The following is a 16,143-nucleotide window of genomic DNA, read 5'->3' as shown; positions in this document are numbered from 1 at the left end:
CCCGCTCACGGGGTACCCCCGGTTCGCTGCTCGGCCGCGTCGGGCAGGCCGGCGTCCTGCCCGCTCCCGCTGGAGTGGACCATCATGCCGCCGATGTAGCGGGCCACGGAGACCGAGCCGACGAAGGCCAGCAGCGAGACGACGACCAGCACCGGCACCAGCGTCGGGTCCCGCGCCAGCGTCGCATGTACGGCCAGGCCGGCGGCAATGATGATCAGCAGCGTGTCGGTGGCCACCACCCGGTCCAGCAGCGACGGTCCGCGCGCGAGCCGGACGAGGGTGAGCAGCGCCCCTCCGCCGAGCAGGACGTTCGCCAGCCAGTAGACGACCGTCACGACGGCCTCCCCGCGGGCTCCGGCGCACGCTGCAACGCGGCGATCTCCTCGGCCGTGCCGAACGCTCGCACCACCCGCTCCTCGGTGAGGAGGACCGACCGCCGCTGCCGGTCGAGGTCCTCGTCGGTGTCCACGCTGAGCACGTGCAGGCCGATCACCCGCGTCTCGCGGTCGATCTCGATGACCATCGAGCCGGGGACCAGGGTCACCGCCTCGGTCACGATGGTCAGCAGCAGGTCGGAGTCGGTGCGCAGCTGGACGCGGAGGATCGCGCTGGACGAGATGCCCCGGCGCCGCACGGTCTGCCAGGCGACCAGCGCGCCGGCGCGGACGAGGTCGACCAGGAAGGTGCCCACGAACACCAGGACGGCGACCGGGCGCACCCGCACTCCCCCGACGACCGCCGGCAGAGGGAGGACGAGGGTGACCACCAGCGCCACGACCACCCCGGAGATCAGGTTCGCCCACGACCAGGTGCCCCACAGCAGGTTCCAGACGGCGACCAGCCAGAGCAGCAGTGGCAGCTGGTGACGCAGCCGGCCCACCGCGCCCGCATCGGCGACGGTGCCGCTCACGGCGTCTCCCCCACATCGCCGAAGACGGCCTCCAGGTACGGGCCACGGCCCCGGAGGTCCTCCGCGGCACGGTCGGCGATCTCGTAGAGCGGACCGGCGAGGGCGGTGAGGGCCACCGTGACCGCGACCATGGCCGCTGTCGAGGCCACCATGACGCTCGGCAGCGGTCTCAGGGGAGGCTCGACCCGGGGGTCACCCATCTGGTCGGCGGGCGGCGTGCTGGCCGTGGCCACCGCCGTGTGCCGGGCCCAGGCCGCGCGCCGGGCCGCAGCGCGGCTCCCGGCGTCGTCAGCGGCCGTGGCCCCGTTCGGCAGCCGGCCGTCGCCGCCGGTCGCCCCGTCCCCGGAGGCCGGGGCACCGACGGGCTCGGGGACGAGGTCGGGCCCGGCCTCGTCGGCCGCGGCCTGGTCGGTGTCCAGCACCGGGGACTGCGTCGGGGGACGCCAGAACGCCCGGGTCCACACCCGGGACACCGCGAGCAGGGTGAGCAGGCTGGTCACCGCCCCGGCCGCGACCAGGGTGAGCGGCAGCCACCCGCCGCCCTGGACACCGGCCTGCAGCAGCCCCAGCTTGCCGATGAACCCGGAGAACGGCGGGATGCCGGCGAGGTTCATCGCGGGCACGAAGAAGAGCACCGCCAGGAGTGGCGAGGCCTTCGCCAGCCCGCCCAGCCGGTCGATCGCCGTCGAGCCGCCCTGCCGTTCCACCAGACCGGCCACGAGGAACAGGGTCGTCTGGATGGCGATGTGGTGGACGACGTAGAAGATGGCACCCGCGAGGCCGGCCGCCGTCGCCAGGGCGATGCCGAACACCATGTAGCCGATGTGGCTGACCAGGGTGAAGGACAGGATCCGGCGGATGTCGGTCTGCGCGATCGCGCCCAGGATGCCGATGAGCATCGTCGCCAGCGCCGCCCACATGAGCACGTCGTCGAGCGCTCCGGTGGGGAACAGCAGCGTCTGCGTGCGGATGATGGCGTAGACGCCCACCTTCGTGAGGAGCCCGGCGAACACGGCGGTCACCGGGGCGGGCGCGGTCGGGTAGCTGTCGGGCAGCCACGCGGACAGCGGGAAGATCGCCGCCTTGATCGCGAAGGCGATGAGCAGCATCGACTGCAGCAGCACCTGGATGCCGGCCGGCAGCTCGGCCAGCCGGCCGGCCAGCTGAGCCATGTTCACCGTGCCGGTGGCCGCGTACACCAGGCCGATCGCGGCCAGGAAGATCAGCGAGCTCATCAGGCTCACCACGATGTAGGTGATCCCCGCTCGGATCCGCGGGGCCGAGCCGCCGAGGGTCAGCAGGACGTAGCTGGCGGTCAGCAGGATCTCGAAGCCGACGTAGAGGTTGAACAGGTCGCCGGCGAGGAAGGCGTTGGCCACACCGGCCATGAGGACCAGGAACGTCGGGTGGAAGATCGACAGCGGGGTCTCCTCGTCGCCGTCGGCCGAGCCCTGCCCCACGGCGAAGACGAGTACGCCCAGCCCGACCGTCGTGGCGACGACGAGCATGAGCGCGGAGAGCCGGTCCACGACCAGCACGATCCCGAGCGGCACCGGCCAGCCCCCGACCGAGATCGCGGCGGCCCCGCCAGCGTCGGCGAGCAGGAGCAGCAGCACCGAGACGGTGAGCACCGCGCTGAGCACCAGGATGCTGAGCGTCCGCTGGGTCCACGGGTGCCGGCCGACCAGCAGCGCGCCGGCCGCGCCCAGGAGAGGCAGCAGCACCGGCAGCGGGGTGAGGACGCTGATCACCGGGCGGCCCCGCGGGTCGGCGGGAGGTCGACGTCGTCCGAGGGGATGCCCGCGTACCGCTCGGCGAGCGCGTGCTCGGCCGCCCGGTCCCCCTCCAGCGAGCTGCTGTGCAGGCTGTCGGCGTGCGCCGCGGAACGGTCCTCGGGCGCGAGGTCGTCGGGGTCGAGCTCGTCGGCGTGGATGCCCTCGCGCCGCGCGACGCGGCGGTCCTCCTCGTCGACGCCGACGACCTCCTGCCGGACCAGGCGCCACGACCGGTAGATCATCGCGAGCAGGAACGCGGCGATGCCGAAGGTGATCACGATCGCGGTCAGCACCAGGGCCTGGGTCAGCGGATCGCTCATCTCCCCGGGCTCGGTGACCCCGATGATCGGCGGTCCACCCGCCGGGCCGCCCGAGGACAGCACCAGCAGATTGGTGGCGTTGCCCAGGAGCAGGAAGCCCAGCAGCACCCGGGTGAGGCTGCGGTCGAGCAGCAGGTACACACCGGCCGCGTAGAGCCCACCGATGATCACGGGCAGGACGACGGTCGGGGTCATCGCAGGACCACCTCCCCGGGTGCCAGGTCGATGGCGTCGTGCTCGTCCTCCTGGCGGTCCAGCTCCGCGCCGAGGCTGCGCAGCACGTCGAGGACCAGCCCGACGACGATCAGGTAGACGCCCATGTCGAAGAACAGCGAGGTCACCAGGTGGATGTCGCCGAGCACCGGCAGGGTGAAGTCGAAGATCGCCGACTGCAGCACCTCGGCACCGAGGATCAGACCGCCCACGCCGGTGGTGCCGGCGACCAGCAGGCCCGCGCCGAGCAGCAGCCCCGGGTCGACCGGCGCCGCCTCGCCCAGCTCGTACCGCCCCCCGGCGAGGTAGCGGAGCACGAGGGCGAGGCCGGCCACCAGGCCGCCGGCGAAGCCGCCCCCGGGCTGGTTGTGCCCGCTGAACAGCAGGAACAGCGAGAAGACGATGATGCTGTGGAACAGGATGCGGGTCAGCACCTCGAGCACGACCGAGCGACGCTCCGGGGCGAGCGCCACGCTGCCGGCCAGCCAGCGCCGCCGCGGCGCCCGCCGCGACCAGCGTTCGGCCCGGACCGCCCGCTGCTCCTGCGCCAGCCGCGCGATCACGCCGGTCCGCCGCCGGAGGAAGACCAGGCTGGCGATGCCGGTCGCGGCCACCACCAGCAGGGAGATCTCGCCGAGGGTGTCCCACGCCCGGATGTCGACCAGCGTGACGTTGACGACGTTCTTCCCACCGCCGAACTCGTAGGCCTGCTCGGGGTAGGCCACCGAGACCGGCGTCGCGGTACGGGCGGCCAGTGCCACGGCGCCCACGCCGGCCATCAGCAGCCCGACGGCCACGGCGATCACCCCGCGGACGGCGCGCTCCCGCGGTCGGTGGCGCTCGGTGATGTCCTTGGGCAGCTTGCGCAGCACCAGCACGAACACGACCAGCGTGAGCGTCTCGACGAGGAACTGGGTGAGCGCGAGGTCGGGGGCGCCCTGCAGCGCGAAGAGGACCGCCAGGCCGTATCCGGTGACGCCGACGACCAGGACGGCGGACAGCCGCTGGTGGATCCGCAGCGCCAGGGCGGCGGCGATGAGCACGACCGCGCCGACCAGCGCCTGCACCGGGGTGTCCCAGGCCCGCCATTCCCCCGGCCACGGCGCGCGGAACACCAGCACGGAGCCCGGCAGGGCCAGGACCACGACGAGTATCGTGCCGAGGTAGGCCGGCAGCGAGCCGCGCTGGGTGGTGCCGGTGACCAGGACGGCGAGCCGGTCGACGGCCTGCAGCGTGTTCCAGTAGCCCTCGTCGGCCGAGGCCCCGACCGCCCACCGGCGCTGCAGCCGGTGCACCGGGCGCCGGGCGGCGAAGATCGCGGCCCCGCCGAGCAGCGTCAGCAGCGACAACGCCAGGGCCGGCTGCCACCCGTGCCAGAGCGCCAGGGGGACGACCTCGGGGGCGAGCAGCGGCAGCGTGTCGGCGTACCCGGCGACCAACGGCTCGAGCAGCGGGCTGGCCGGGCCCAGGACCAGGCCGGTCAGGGTGAGGACGACGGGTGCGGCGAGGAACAGCGCGGTCGGCGGGTGCGCCAGCTCGGCGGGAGCCGTGGGAGGTGACGCCGGCTTGCGGGCGAAGGCCCCCCACACGAAGCGGAGGGTGTACGCGACGGTGAGGACCGAGCCCAGCACCAGGCCGGCGAGGACGACGACGGCGGCGGTCCGGTCGGGCAGCCCGCCGTCCCACAGCGCGGTGAAGGCCGCCTCCTTGCCGACGAACCCCAGCAGCGGAGGCAGGCCGGCCATCGACGCCGCGGCGAGGCCTGCGGCGCCGGCCAGCGCCGGCAGCCGCCGCCCGAGCCCGGAGAGCTCCCGCAGGTCGCGGGTGCCGGTGGCGTGGTCGATGACGCCGACGCCGAGGAAGAGCGTGGACTTGAACAGGGCGTGGGCCAGCGTCATCACCAGCCCGGCAGCCGCCAGCTCGCGGCTGCCGGCCCCGACCAGCGTCATGAGGAAGCCGAGCTGGCTGACCGTGCCGAAGGCCAGCAGCAGCTTGAGGTCGTTCTGCCGCAGCGCCCGGTACCCGCCGACCAGCATCGTGGCCACGCCCAGGCCCAGCACGATCGGGCGCCAGCCGGGCACGTCGGCGAAGCCGGGGGCCAGCCGGGCGACGAGGTAGATGCCGGCCTTCACCATCGCCGCCGCGTGCAGGTAGGCGCTGACCGGCGTCGGCGCCTCCATCGCGGCGGGCAGCCAGAAGTGAAAGGGCACCAGGGCGGACTTGGTCACCGCCCCGGCGAGGACCAGCACGGTGCCGGCCGTCAGCAGCGGCCCGCTGCCGGGGTCGGCGACGACCTCGGAGAGCAGGTAGCTGCCGCTCGCCTCCGCGATCATGATCAGGCCGACGAGCATCGCCAGCCCGCCGGCCGTGGTGAGCACCAGCGCCTGGCTGGCCGCCCGCCGCGCCGCCACCCGCGCTCCGGAGCCCCCGATCAGGAGGAAGGAGAAGACGGTGGTGAGCTCCCAGAACACGTAGAGGAGCAGCAGGTCGTCGGCGAGGACCAGACCGAGCATGGAGCCGGCGAACGCGGTCAGGTTGCCGGCGAACCGGCCGACGCCCTCCTCGTCGGGCTCGAAGTAGCGGGCGCAGTAGACGAGGACGAGCGCGCCCACCCCGGTGACCAGGGCGGCGAACAGCAGGGCCAGGGAATCGAGCCGCAGGGTGACGGCCAGGTCGAGGGCGGGAACCCATGGGACGGCCTCGCGAACCTCGTCACCGCCCACGACGGCGTCCAGCTGGGCCATCGTCCACGCGAAGCCGGCGGCGGGCACCAGGGCGAGCGCGAGGAACGCCTGCCGTCCCCACCACCGCACGAGCACGGGCGCCAGCACGCCGGCGAGCAGGTGGAGGAGCAGCAGTACGAGCATGTGTCTCCGGGAGTCGAGGGGCAGCTCGGGGACACCAGGAACGTCGGTCGACGACGGCCAGCGGTGACTTCCAGCTTACCTGCCGGGCCTGACCAGCCCCCTCTCGTAGGCGAAGGCCACCGCCTGGACCCGGTCCCGCAGGCCCAGTTTGAGCAGTACCCGGCTCACGTGCGTCTTGACCGTCGCCTCGCCCAGGTAGAGCCGGGCGGCGATCTCGGCGTTGGACAGCCCGGCGGCGACCAGCGCCAGCACGTCGGTCTCCCGTTCCGTCAGCTGCGCCAGCGCCCCGGCTCGCTGCGGGCCCGGCGCGGGAGTCGCGGCGAAGGTCTCGATGACCCGCAGCGTCACCGCCGGGTCGAGCAGGCCCTGCCCGGCCGCGACGGTCCGCACCGCGGCGACGAGGTCCTCGGGTGGGGCGACCTTGAGCAGGAAGCCGCTGACCCCGGCGCGCAGCGCCGCGGCCACGTACTCGTCCTCGTCGAAGGTGGTCAGGACGACGACCTTCGTGGGCAGCTCCGCGGCGACGATCCGGCGGGCCGCCTCGAGCCCGTCCACGCCCGGCATGCGGACGTCGAGCAGGACGACGTCCGGACGCTGCTCGGTGACCACCCGGACACCGGCCACCCCGTCGGCCGCCTCGCCGACCACCTCGATGTCGGGCTCGGCGGCGAGCACCATGCGCAGCCCGGTGCGCACCATCGCCTGGTCGTCGACGAGCACCACGCGGATGCTCATGCCGGCACGCCCGTGACCGGGGTGGGGACCCCGACCGGGAAGGTGGCGCGGACCCGGTAGCCGCCCCCGCGGACCGGGCCGACCTCCAGCCGGCCCCCGGCGACGGCGACCCGCTCACGCATGTGCAGCTGCCCGTGCCCGCCTGCGCCGACCGGCGGCTCGCCGGGCACCCGTGGCCGGCCGTCGTCGGTGACCGTGACGGTGACGGCGTCCGGCGCGTACCCGACCGTCACCCGGGTGGCCGCGGCGCCGGCGTGCCGGACGACGTTGGACAGCGCCTCCTGCACCACCCGGACGGCGGAGACGTCGACCAGCTGCGGCAGCTCGACCGGCTGGCCGGTGACGACCAGCTCGACCGGCATGCCGGCGACGCGCAGCTCGCCGAGGACGGCGTCGAGCCGGGACAGCGAGGGCCGGGGCGCGGGCGCGGAAGCAGCCTCCCCGCCCGGCCCCTCGCGCAGGATCCCGACGACCCGGCGCATCTCGTCGACCGACTCCCGGCCCAGCCGCTCCAGGCCGAGCAGCACCTCCTGGGCCTCCGGGTGGTCGGGCAGCAGCCGGCGCAGGCCGCCCATCTGCAGCACCATGACGCTCACCGAGTGGGCGACCGAGTCGTGCACCTCACGGGCGATGCGAGCCCGCTCGGCCACGACCGCCGCGCCGGCGACCGCCTGCTGCTGCTCGGCCAGCAGGTCGACGGCCGGCCAGACGAGGCGGGCGCGGCCGGGCGGTGACCAGGGCATGGCGCGACGCTAGGGCCCGCCGGGCTCGAGGGGGATCCCCCTCACGGCCGAACGCCGGGGGTACCGCCCTCCGTCGCACGACGGAGGCAGGTCGGTGCGCCGCGACGGACGCGCAGGTCCCGGCACCGTTCCTAGCGTTCCGAGCCATGACGACCGACCTCCGCACTCACCCCGCTCCTCCCACCTCCGCCGCCCGCAGCGCCGGCTCGCTCATGCTGCCGATCGCCGGCGGCGCGCTGATCGCCGGCTCGCTGCTCTTCGCCGCCGGCATGGCCCACCGCGCCACCGCAGGACTCCCTCGCCCCGGCCGACTACATCGCCGCGCTGGCCCGCGACGAGGGGCAGACCACGCTGTCGGCGATGCTGCTGCACTACGGCAACCTGGCCCTCGCGCTGGGCTGGCTGGCCGCCCCGGCGCTCGTGCGCGGCCGGCGCGGCCGGATCCCGACCACCGTCGGTGCGCTCCTGGCCGCCGTCGGGCTGGTCACCGTGGCCGGGTCCGTGCTCTACGACCACTGGACCGCCGCGATCGGCCGGGAACTCGACCCGGGCACGGCCGTGGCCCTCTTCGAGAGCGTCGCCGCCAACCCAGGCGTGGCCGTGGTCGGCATGCTCACGCTGTTCGGGATCCTCGGTCCGCTGGTGGTCTACGCCGGGCTGGCCCGGGCCGGGGTGGCCGGCTGGTGATTGCTCGCCCCCGCGGTGGTCGGCCTCGCGGCGTCGATGCTGCTGACCTTCTCCCCGCTGCCCTACGCCGGCTTCGCGCTGATCAGTGCCGTGCCGGCGGTCGTGGTCGGCCTGCGGATGATCGCCCGCCACCGTGCGGAGTCCGCCGTCCCCGCCGCGGTCGCCTGACCCTCAACCCGGCCCACCCGGAGGGACCCCGCGCCACCACGGTGGCGCGGGGTCCCTCGTCGTGACGTCCGGCCCGGCCGGGTCAGCCTTCGGCGACCTCCGCGGCGACCAGCCAATCCGTCTCGACCTGCTCCTTCTCGGCGAGGACGACGCGCAGCCGCTCGTCGAGCTCCAGCACCCGGGTGTGGTCGGTCGCGGCGGTGGCGAGCTCGCCGTGCAGCCGCTCCTCCTCCGCGGTGAGCTTCTCCAGCCGCCGCTCCAGCCGGGCGGCCTCCTTGCGGGCGGCCCGCACCTCCCCGCCCGACCGGACCGGGGCATCCGCCGGAGCCGCCGCCGGTGCCGCGGACGTCGCCGAGGGCAGCGCCGCCTCCCCCGCCGCACGGCGGGCCAGGTACTCCTCGACCCCGCCGGGGAGGGCGGCCAGCGAGCCGTCGCCCATCAGGGCGACGACCGAGTCGCACACGCGGTCGACGAAGTACCGGTCGTGGCTGACCACGAGCACGGTGCCGGGGAAGCCGTCGAGCAGGTCCTCGAGCGCGGTCAGCGTGTCGATGTCGAGGTCGTTGGTCGGCTCGTCGAGCAGCAGCACGTTCGGCTCGCCCATGAGCAGCCGCAGCAGTTGCAGCCGCCGCCGCTCGCCGCCGGAGAGGTCGCCGACCGGCGTCCACTGCCGGGACGCCGGGAAGCCGAACCGCTCGGCCAGGGACGACGCCGAGATCTCCTGGTTGCCGATGCGGGCGATGCGGGCGATCTCCTGGACCGCCTCGAGCACCCGCAGCCGGCCGGGCAGCTCGGTGACGTGCTGGGACAGGCAGGCCGGCGCGACGGTCTGCCCGCGCACCACCCGGCCGCGGTCGGGCTCGGTCTCGCCCAGCAGGAGGCGCAACAGCGTCGTCTTGCCGGCGCCGTTGACGCCGACGACGCCGATGCGGTCGCCCGGGCCGACGTGCCAGGTGAGGTCGCGGAACAGGGGGCGCGGCGCGTCGTCTCCCGGCACCGCGTAGTCGACGTCCTCGACGTCGTAGACCGTCCTGCCGAGCCGCCGGCTGGCGAAGCCCTTCAGCGCCAGGGAGTCGCGCGGTGGCGGCTCGTCCTCGATCAGCGCCTGGGCCGCCTCGATGCGGAACCGGGGCTTGCTCGTGCGTGCGGGCGGCCCGCGGCGCAGCCACGCCAGCTCCTTGCGGACCAGGTTCAGCCGGCGTTCCTCGGTGGCCGCCGCGATGCGGGCCCGCTCGGCCCGGGCGAGGGTGTAGGCCGCGTAGCCGCCCTCGTAGGCGTGCACCCGGCCGTCGGCGACCTCCCAGGTCCGACTGCAGACCTCGTCGAGGAACCACCGGTCGTGGGTGACGACGACCAGCGCGCCGACCCGATTCTTCACGTAGTCGGCCAGCCAGGCCACGCCCTCGACGTCGAGGTGGTTGGTCGGCTCGTCGAGCACCAGCAGGTCCAGCGGCCGGACCAGCCCTGCTGCCAGCGCCACCCGCCGGCGCTCCCCGCCGGACATCGGGGCGACCGGGGAGTCCAGGCCCAGCCGGTCGAGCTCCAGGCCGGTCAGCACGCTGCGCACCGCCGGGTCGGCGGCCCACTCGTGCTCGGCGGCGAACAGGCTCTCGGGGAGGACGACGTCGCGGACCGTCGCACCGGGCGGCAGCGTGCCCGACTGGTCGAGGACGCCGACGGCGAGGTCGCCGCGGCGGGTGACCCGGCCGGAGTCGGGCTCCTCCCGGCCGGTGAGGACGCCGAGCAGCGTGGACTTGCCGCTGCCGTTGCGGCCGACCACGCCGATCCGCTCACCGGCGGCGATGCCGAGCGAGACGTCGTCGAGCAGGACGGTGGTGCCGTGTGCCTTGTGCACCCGCTCGAGGTTGACCAGGTTGAGGGGCGCGCTCATCACCCGCCAGTATCCGCGCGGCCGACCGCGGGTCGGGAGGCGACCGCCGTCCGCACGAACGCGCCGGGGTCGTCGAGCCAGGGGAAGTGCCCGGCGCCCGGCTGCACCACCAGCTCGGCGATCGGGAAGAGCGCGGCGTAGTCGGCGGCGCGGGACGGCGGCAGGGCCACGTCGACCTCACCGGCGACGAGACGGACCGGCGCCGCCAGGCGGGTGAGGGCCGACCGGACGGCGGTCGGGTCGAACACGCCGTCGGCGTAGTAGCGGGCCGCCGCATCCGCGTTGCGCTGCGCCTCCGCCCGGGCGTCGCCGGTCCGGGCGACGTCGTCCCACCGCCCGTACGTGAACGGGGTGATCGCCGCCCAGTCGCCCTCGGTGGCCGCGCCCGCCCAGATCCGCTCGAAGGCGGCGAAGGCCTCGGCGAACCACGGCTCCCCACGGCGAAGCTCGGCGACCTCCCGACGGTCGGCGTCGGAGACCTCGAGGCCGACCACCCGCGGGCTCGGCGTGACCAGCACGAGGCCGGCGACCCGGTCGGGGTGTCGGGTGGCGTACAGCAGCGCCAGGGCCGCGCCGGCCGAGTGCGCGAGCAGGTCGAGCCGGTCCAGCCCGAGGTGGACGCGCAGCGCCTCGACGTCGTCCACCTGGCGGTCGCACCGGTAGGTCGACGGATCCGCCGGGACGGCGGAGTTCCCGGTGCCGCGCAGGTCCAGCAGCACCAGCGCGCGGTGTGCGGACAACCCGCCCAGGTCGCCGAGGTAGGCCGAGGCCTGCATCGGCCCGCCAGGAAGGCAGACGAGTGGGCGGCCCTCCCCCTCCCGGTGGCAGGCGAGCCGGGTGCCGTCGGTGCTTTCGAACGTGTCCACGAACCGCAGCCTGGCAGCCGCGGCTCGGGCCGGCGGGGCGACCGGTAGCCGTACGAGGTCGGCGATCTCGCCGGTCTGGGAGGGAAGGAACACGGCACGGACGGCGCTACGCCAGACGCTAGTCGAGCCCTCGACCGAGGAGGCAGGCATGCCCGCCGTGACCGTCGAGGACACCACCGCACTCCCCCGCGTGCCGCTGCCCGCACCGGGCACGGTCCGCCGCCGCAGCCGTTCGGTCACGACCGCGCCGCCCGGCTTCGAGGGCGAGGGCTTCCCGGTGCGCCGCGCGTTCGCCGGCGTCGACCTGCGCGCGCCGGACCCGTTCCTCCGCCTGGACCAGATGGGCGAGGTCGAGTACGGCGCTCGCCTGGACGGCGGGCACAACCGGCACGCGCCGGGCGAGCCGAAGGGCACCTCCTGGCACCCGCACCGCGGCTCCGAGACCGTCACCTACATCCTCGACGGCACCTTCGAGCACGCCGACTCGCACGGTGGCGGCGGGGTGCTGCACGTCGAGCGGCCGCCGGAGCACCTGGTGGTCAGCGGCGGGCTCTTCCACGGTCTGCAGCTGTGGGCGAACCTGCCGCAGGCGCCGAAGTGGGTCGGGCCGCGCTACCAGGACCTGCGGGCGAACGAGTCCGTGCTGCTGGCCAGTGCGGCCGCCGGCGCCCTGGTGCGCGTCATCGCCGGGGACGTCGCCCGCTCGCCGTACCACACGCTGCCGTCCGCGGCGAGACCGGCCAGACTGGAAGTGCCTGACGCCCTCCGGGAGGGACCATGAGCAACCTCGACCGCCGCCCACCCGCCCGCGAGCTCGGCGGCCTCGCAGATACTCCCGCCGGCCCGGTGCTCGACCTGCTCCCGGGCAAGGAGGTGCTGCTCGGCGAGAGCACCCGGGTGCGCCGGCTGTTGCCCACGCTGGGCCGCCGGCTGGTCGGCGCCTGGGCGTTCGTCGACCACTACGGCCCCGACGACATCGCCTCCTCCCCCGGCATGCAGGTGCCGCCGCACCCGCACACCGGCCTGCAGACCGTCTCCTGGCTGCTGGAAGGCGAGGTGCACCACCGTGACTCGCTCGGCAGCGACGCGGTCATCCGGCCCGGCGAGCTCGCGCTCATGACCGCCGGACACGGCATCGCGCACTCCGAGCAGTCCCCGGCGGCGCACCCGCGGTTCCTGCACGGCGCCCAGCTGTGGGTGGCGCTGCCCGATGCCGCCCGCGACACCGCGCCGGCCTTCGCCCACCACACCGAGCTGCCCGGCTTCGCCTCCGACGGACTGACCGCGACCGTGCTCATGGGCGAGCTGGGCGGCGCCGGCTCGCCGGGCACCGCGCACACGCCGCTGGTCGGCGCCGACCTCGACCTGGCCGCCGGTGCGGACGTCGAGCTGCCGCTGGAGCCGGACTTCGAGTACGCCCTGCTGGCCTCGTCCGGCTCGGCGGAGGTCGAGGACGCGCTGCTCGAGCGCGGCGCGATGCTGTACCTCGGCACCGGACGCCGCTCGGTGCGCATGCGTGCTGGCGAGGCCGCCCGGCTGCTGTTGCTCGGCGGCGAACCGTTCGAGGAGCGGATCGTGATGTGGTGGAACTTCGTCGGCCGGAGCGGTGAGGAGATCGCCGAGTACGCCGAGCGGTGGGACGCCGAGGACGAGCGCTTCGGCGCCGTCGTGGGCTACGACGGCGACCGGCTGCCGGCCCCGCCGCTGCCCCCGGTGCCGCTCAAGGCCCGTGGCAGGGTCCGCTGATGCGGATGATGCCGCGCCTTTGACAGGAGTTTGGGGGGACTGACGGAGTGTCACTCGCCTCAAACTCCGCCCCGAAGGACGGTCATGCAGGACGTCAGCAAAGTTCTCCAGTCCATCTGGAGGGGCACCCGCTCCGCCGCCAGCCTCGAGGGTCAGCCGCTCGACTTCAAGGTCGAGAAGAACAGTGACAGGGAGACCGCACAAGACCTTGCCGAGGCTGCGATCTGCTTCGCCAACGCCACCGGAGGGACCCTGATCGTCGGGGTCACGCCTTGATCCATGGCGATTACCGCGAGCGGCGCCCTGTCCAAGTCGAGCATTCGCCAGAGGTTCTATCCGTCACCTCGCCGGGTCCCTTGGTATCCGGCATCACGCCACAGAACATCCTTACCAGTGGTAGCAAGGCCCGATTCCCCCCTCTGTCCACAGCCTTTCGCATCCTTGGCTTGGCCGAGGAGCCGGGACAAGGGGTCGACCGCATGTTCCGCGAGATGATTCGAACTGGCCGAAATCTTCCCGAAGTGCAAGAAGAAGCAATCGGCCTTGGCACCCGAGTTACGTTCCGGGGTGGGCCGCCCAATGCGCGCATCACCCGATTCATTGCCGACCTTCCCATCGCTGAACGGGAAGACACTGACGCGCTATTGATCGTTCGTGTGCTCTGCGAGCAGAAGACGCTCACCGCCAGCCGGGCAGCAACGATGATTCAACGCAACACGGATGCAACCGAGGGAGTGCTGCGGCGACTCAGCTCATGCGAGGCAGAGATCCTCGAGCCGACCGCCGGAACTGCCAACAGTCGCCATCCTACATATCGCTTACGAAGCGGCGCCCTGGCCGCACTTGGCCCGGCCGTCAAGTATCACCGGCGCGCCACTACCGATATAGATAGAAAGGTGATCGAACACGTTCGGGATTGCGGAATCATCAATAACGCGACCGTACAGCGCGTGTTCGATGTCGACGTCTATCAAGCGCGGGACATTCTGCGTGACTACGTTGGCCGAGAAATTCTAGTTCGCGTGTCTCAGCAACAGCATGGGGTTGCGGTCAAGTACGGCCCAGGGCCTAGCTTTCCGGAGAAGCGCACGCGGAAGAAGCAATCGGAGAGCGGGCGACCACTCAAGACGCCATCCGTGGCCAGATGACAAGGATCGATTATGGTTGCAAGCGTGGACTCCCGGATGCTCGCCTTCGTCGCCGGGAACCGCCGGGGTGTGCTCGCCACTCTCAAGCGTGACGGCCGGCCGCAGCTGTCCAACCTCTTCTACGCCTGGGACGACGAGCAGCAGCTGGCCCGCATCTCGGTGACCGCCGACCGCGCCAAGACCCGCAACCTGCAGGCCGACCCCCGGGCGACGCTGCACGTCACGTCCGGCGACTTCTGGACGTGGGTCGCCGTCGAGGGCACCGCGGAGCTCAGCCCGGTCGCGGCCGATCCGCACGACGCCACGGTCGAGGAGCTGGTCAGCTACTACCGCGCCCTCAGCGGCGAGCACGAGGACTGGGGCGCCTACCGCGCGGCCATGGTCGCCGACCGCCGGCTGGTCGTCCGCCTGCGCCCGGAGCACGCCTACGGCCAGGTGCGCGGCTGAGCCCGATGCCCGGCTGAGCCGGCGCGCCCCTGACGCGCCGGCCCGGCTCACTCGTCGGCATCCCCGAGCGGTCCCCTCCGCATCCCCGATGCATGCGGGGGCTCCAGGAGGGGTCCTCTTTCAGCTCCCCGGGACCTGCATGCCCTCGGGCACCTGCATGACGGAGAACGGCGCGGCCCACGGGTCCTCCACCACGGCGAAGCGGCCGTACTCGGTGTCCATCGGCGCCATCGTCACCTTGCCGCCGCCGGCCTCGACCGTGGCGACGGCGTCGCCGGTGGAGGCCACCGCGAAGCACGCCGTCCAGCCCTTCGGGGACCCCGGCTGGTGGCCGCCCAGGCCGCCGAGCGGGTCGCCACCGAGCGCGAAGGTCGTGTAGCCCTCGGCGCCGGGGACCTCGGCGAAGAAGAACCCGAAGACCGCCGCGTAGAAGTTCCGCGCCGCCGCCGGGTCGTCGACGGCGGCCTCGCTCCAGACCAGCGACCCGGGCTCGTTGAAGACGCGGTACCCGGTGTGCTGCCCGGACTGCCACAGCCCGAAGGCGTTGCCCTGCGGGTCGGCGGCGATGACCATCGTGCCGAACGGCCCGACCTCCATGGGCTCCACGACGACGGTTCCGCCGGCCTCCCGGATGCGGGCGGCCGTGGCGGCGGCGTCGTCGGTCGCGAAGTACGTCGTCCAGCCCGGGGCGTCGCCCGGGTTCATCAGCGGGCCCAGGCCCGCGGCCTGCTCGCCGTTGCGGGTGGCGTTGAGGTACCCGCCGTACTCGGGGTCACCGCCGGTGAACTGCCAGTCGAACAGGCGGCCGTAGAAGTCCTTGGCGGCGTCGATCTCCGCTGCGCCGTAGTCGATCCAGCACGGGGTGCCGGCCGGCCACGGGGTGTTCCGAGTGGGCATCGCTCCTCCTCGTGGGGTGGGGAGGACACCCTGGCACCGGGGGCCGACAGTTCCCAGGGGGTCGCGCGGGGAGGGTCAGAAACGCCCGCCGCCGGAGCGGCCACGGCTGCGCGAGCCACCGAAACGTCCCGAGCGGCGCCCGCCGCCGTAGCCCCCGCCGCCGTAGCCTCCGCCGTAGCCTCCCGCGCCGCCGCCGCCGCCGCCGAAGAGGATGCCGCCCAGGACGAGGCTGCCCAGGTCCACGCCGCCGCGGCTCCCGCCGTAACCGCCGCCGAAGCCGCCGGGCCCGTAGCCGCCCGGCCCGTACCCGCCGGATCCGTAGCCCCCACCGAAGCCACCGCCCCAGCTCGCGACGTCGGACTGCGCCCGCTGCAGTGCCAGCCGGGCCAGCGCGTCGGCCTGCTGGGCCTCTCGCAGCGCGGCCACCGGGTCGTCGCGGCCCTGGACGACCGCGAGGTCCAGGTGCCGCTGCGCCTCGGCCAGGCGGGTCCGCGCCTCCGGGCCGACGGCGCCGCGGCGGGTGCCGATGAAGTCGCCGGCGGCCGCGATGCCGGAGCGGGCGGTCAGCAGCGCCTGGTCGAGCGCCGCCGCGGCCCGCCGGGTCCGCTCCTGCGCGTCCCGGGCCACGCCCAGCGCCTGCTCGAGCGCGATGCCGGCCTCCTCGAGCTGCCGCAGCGCGGCCAGGGGGTCGGGCAGGCCGCCGTCCGCGGGGCGTAGCGCGGCGTCGGCT

At 74.0% G+C, this 16,143-nt stretch carries 17 protein-coding genes and 1 pseudogene; 7 read left to right on the top strand and 11 right to left on the bottom strand.

Features of this window, described 5'->3' with window-relative positions:
* Window positions 1-5: 5 nt before the first annotated feature.
* The 7 genes from E4P41_RS10390 to E4P41_RS10360 form a co-directional block, all read right to left on the bottom strand.
* Window positions 6-335 (bottom strand): monovalent cation/H+ antiporter complex subunit F, encoded by a 330-nt coding sequence (locus tag E4P41_RS10390; protein ID WP_135141183.1) that lies wholly within the window; start codon window positions 333-335, stop codon window positions 6-8.
* A complete protein-coding gene (locus E4P41_RS10385; RefSeq protein WP_135141182.1) occupies window positions 332-910 on the bottom strand; it encodes a Na+/H+ antiporter subunit E in 579 nt (192 codons plus the stop codon). The genes E4P41_RS10390 and E4P41_RS10385 overlap by 4 nt, the downstream gene beginning before the upstream one ends.
* Entirely contained in the window at window positions 907-2,661 is a 1,755-nt protein-coding gene (locus tag E4P41_RS10380; RefSeq protein WP_209307642.1) for a Na+/H+ antiporter subunit D, read from the bottom strand. Before E4P41_RS10380 ends, E4P41_RS10385 begins: the two co-directional genes overlap by 4 nt.
* Window positions 2,658-3,200 carry a Na(+)/H(+) antiporter subunit C gene (locus E4P41_RS10375; protein WP_135141181.1) on the bottom strand — a complete coding sequence of 181 codons (543 nt, stop codon included), beginning with the start codon at window positions 3,198-3,200 and terminating at the stop codon, window positions 2,658-2,660. The genes E4P41_RS10380 and E4P41_RS10375 overlap by 4 nt, the downstream gene beginning before the upstream one ends.
* A complete protein-coding gene (locus tag E4P41_RS10370) occupies window positions 3,197-6,085 on the bottom strand; it encodes a Na+/H+ antiporter subunit A (RefSeq protein WP_135141180.1) in 2,889 nt (962 codons plus the stop codon). The genes E4P41_RS10375 and E4P41_RS10370 overlap by 4 nt, the downstream gene beginning before the upstream one ends.
* Window positions 6,086-6,160: 75 nt before the next feature.
* Complete coding sequence (locus tag E4P41_RS10365; protein WP_135141179.1) at window positions 6,161-6,820, bottom strand: response regulator transcription factor; 660 nt, start codon at window positions 6,818-6,820, stop codon at window positions 6,161-6,163.
* Window positions 6,817-7,563, bottom strand: coding sequence for a histidine kinase (locus tag E4P41_RS10360; RefSeq protein ID WP_135141178.1), 747 nt, complete (start codon window positions 7,561-7,563; stop codon window positions 6,817-6,819). The genes E4P41_RS10365 and E4P41_RS10360 overlap by 4 nt, the downstream gene beginning before the upstream one ends.
* A 360-nt stretch (window positions 7,564-7,923) precedes the next feature.
* On the opposite strand from E4P41_RS10360, the gene E4P41_RS10355 reads away from it, so the two are divergent.
* Both E4P41_RS10355 and E4P41_RS22080 read left to right on the top strand, forming a co-directional pair.
* Window positions 7,924-8,250, top strand: coding sequence for a hypothetical protein (locus E4P41_RS10355; RefSeq protein ID WP_135141177.1), 327 nt, complete (start codon window positions 7,924-7,926; stop codon window positions 8,248-8,250).
* On the top strand, window positions 8,251-8,418 hold the full coding sequence (locus E4P41_RS22080; RefSeq protein WP_167761021.1) for a hypothetical protein: 168 nt from the start codon (window positions 8,251-8,253) through the stop codon (window positions 8,416-8,418).
* A gap of 82 nt (window positions 8,419-8,500) precedes the next feature.
* On the opposite strand, the gene E4P41_RS10350 is transcribed toward E4P41_RS22080, so the two are convergent.
* Both E4P41_RS10350 and E4P41_RS10345 read right to left on the bottom strand, forming a co-directional pair.
* Window positions 8,501-10,309: an ABC-F family ATP-binding cassette domain-containing protein gene (locus tag E4P41_RS10350; protein ID WP_135141176.1), complete on the bottom strand. Its 1,809-nt coding sequence runs from the start codon at window positions 10,307-10,309 to the stop codon at window positions 8,501-8,503.
* The gene (locus E4P41_RS10345; protein ID WP_209307641.1) at window positions 10,309-11,175 is read right to left on the bottom strand and encodes an alpha/beta hydrolase; all 867 of its coding nucleotides are present in this window, start codon (window positions 11,173-11,175) and stop codon (window positions 10,309-10,311) included. The genes E4P41_RS10350 and E4P41_RS10345 overlap by 1 nt, the downstream gene beginning before the upstream one ends.
* 148 nt (window positions 11,176-11,323) lie before the next feature.
* Here E4P41_RS10345 and E4P41_RS10340 point away from each other — a divergent pair, with 148 nt between their 5' ends.
* The 5 genes from E4P41_RS10340 to E4P41_RS10320 all read left to right on the top strand — a co-directional run bounded on the left by E4P41_RS10340 (window position 11,324) and on the right by E4P41_RS10320 (window position 14,516).
* Window positions 11,324-11,956: a pirin family protein gene (locus E4P41_RS10340; RefSeq protein WP_245177251.1), complete on the top strand. Its 633-nt coding sequence runs from the start codon at window positions 11,324-11,326 to the stop codon at window positions 11,954-11,956.
* Window positions 11,953-12,921, top strand: a complete 969-nt coding sequence (locus E4P41_RS10335) for a pirin family protein (RefSeq protein ID WP_135141174.1) — start codon at window positions 11,953-11,955, stop codon at window positions 12,919-12,921. Before E4P41_RS10340 ends, E4P41_RS10335 begins: the two co-directional genes overlap by 4 nt.
* 84 nt (window positions 12,922-13,005) lie before the next feature.
* Window positions 13,006-13,197, top strand: coding sequence for an ATP-binding protein (locus E4P41_RS10330; protein ID WP_135141173.1), 192 nt, complete (start codon window positions 13,006-13,008; stop codon window positions 13,195-13,197).
* On the top strand, window positions 13,194-14,069 hold the full coding sequence (locus tag E4P41_RS10325; RefSeq protein WP_209307640.1) for an ATP-binding protein: 876 nt from the start codon (window positions 13,194-13,196) through the stop codon (window positions 14,067-14,069). Before E4P41_RS10330 ends, E4P41_RS10325 begins: the two co-directional genes overlap by 4 nt.
* A gap of 24 nt (window positions 14,070-14,093) precedes the next feature.
* Entirely contained in the window at window positions 14,094-14,516 is a 423-nt protein-coding gene (locus E4P41_RS10320; protein ID WP_245177250.1) for a PPOX class F420-dependent oxidoreductase, read from the top strand.
* Between the two features lie 120 nt (window positions 14,517-14,636).
* Here the strand turns inward: E4P41_RS10320 and E4P41_RS10315 are convergent, their stop codons facing one another.
* Entirely contained in the window at window positions 14,637-15,413 is a 777-nt protein-coding gene (locus E4P41_RS10315) for a VOC family protein (RefSeq protein WP_135141170.1), read from the bottom strand.
* A 75-nt stretch (window positions 15,414-15,488) separates the two neighbouring features.
* Window positions 15,489-16,143: pseudogene (locus E4P41_RS22075) on the bottom strand (TPM domain-containing protein); the annotation flags it as partial.

The sequence above is a fragment of the Geodermatophilus sp. DF01-2 genome (assembly GCF_004571065.1).
Taxonomy (GTDB): domain Bacteria; phylum Actinomycetota; class Actinomycetes; order Mycobacteriales; family Geodermatophilaceae; genus Geodermatophilus.
Note: the sequence above shows the minus strand (reverse complement) of the source record. Positions and strands in the feature narration are given on the sequence as shown.

Bases quoted from the DNA above. Each gene is read 5' to 3' on its own strand.
- E4P41_RS10375 (WP_135141181.1), bottom strand. From the start codon at position 3,200: ATGACCCCGACCGTCGTCCTGCCCGTGATCATCGGTGGGCTCTACGCG.
- E4P41_RS10370 (WP_135141180.1), bottom strand. From the start codon at position 6,085: ATGCTCGTACTGCTGCTCCTCCACCTGCTCGCCGGCGTGCTGGCGCCC.
- E4P41_RS10365 (WP_135141179.1), bottom strand. From the start codon at position 6,820: ATGAGCATCCGCGTGGTGCTCGTCGACGACCAGGCGATGGTGCGCACC.
- E4P41_RS10360 (WP_135141178.1), bottom strand. From the start codon at position 7,563: ATGCCCTGGTCACCGCCCGGCCGCGCCCGCCTCGTCTGGCCGGCCGTC.
- E4P41_RS10355 (WP_135141177.1), top strand. From the start codon at position 7,924: ATGCTGCTGCACTACGGCAACCTGGCCCTCGCGCTGGGCTGGCTGGCC.
- E4P41_RS10350 (WP_135141176.1), bottom strand. From the start codon at position 10,309: ATGAGCGCGCCCCTCAACCTGGTCAACCTCGAGCGGGTGCACAAGGCA.
- E4P41_RS10340 (WP_245177251.1), top strand. From the start codon at position 11,324: ATGCCCGCCGTGACCGTCGAGGACACCACCGCACTCCCCCGCGTGCCG.
- E4P41_RS10335 (WP_135141174.1), top strand. From the start codon at position 11,953: ATGAGCAACCTCGACCGCCGCCCACCCGCCCGCGAGCTCGGCGGCCTC.
- E4P41_RS10330 (WP_135141173.1), top strand. From the start codon at position 13,006: ATGCAGGACGTCAGCAAAGTTCTCCAGTCCATCTGGAGGGGCACCCGC.
- E4P41_RS10315 (WP_135141170.1), bottom strand. From the start codon at position 15,413: ATGCCCACTCGGAACACCCCGTGGCCGGCCGGCACCCCGTGCTGGATC.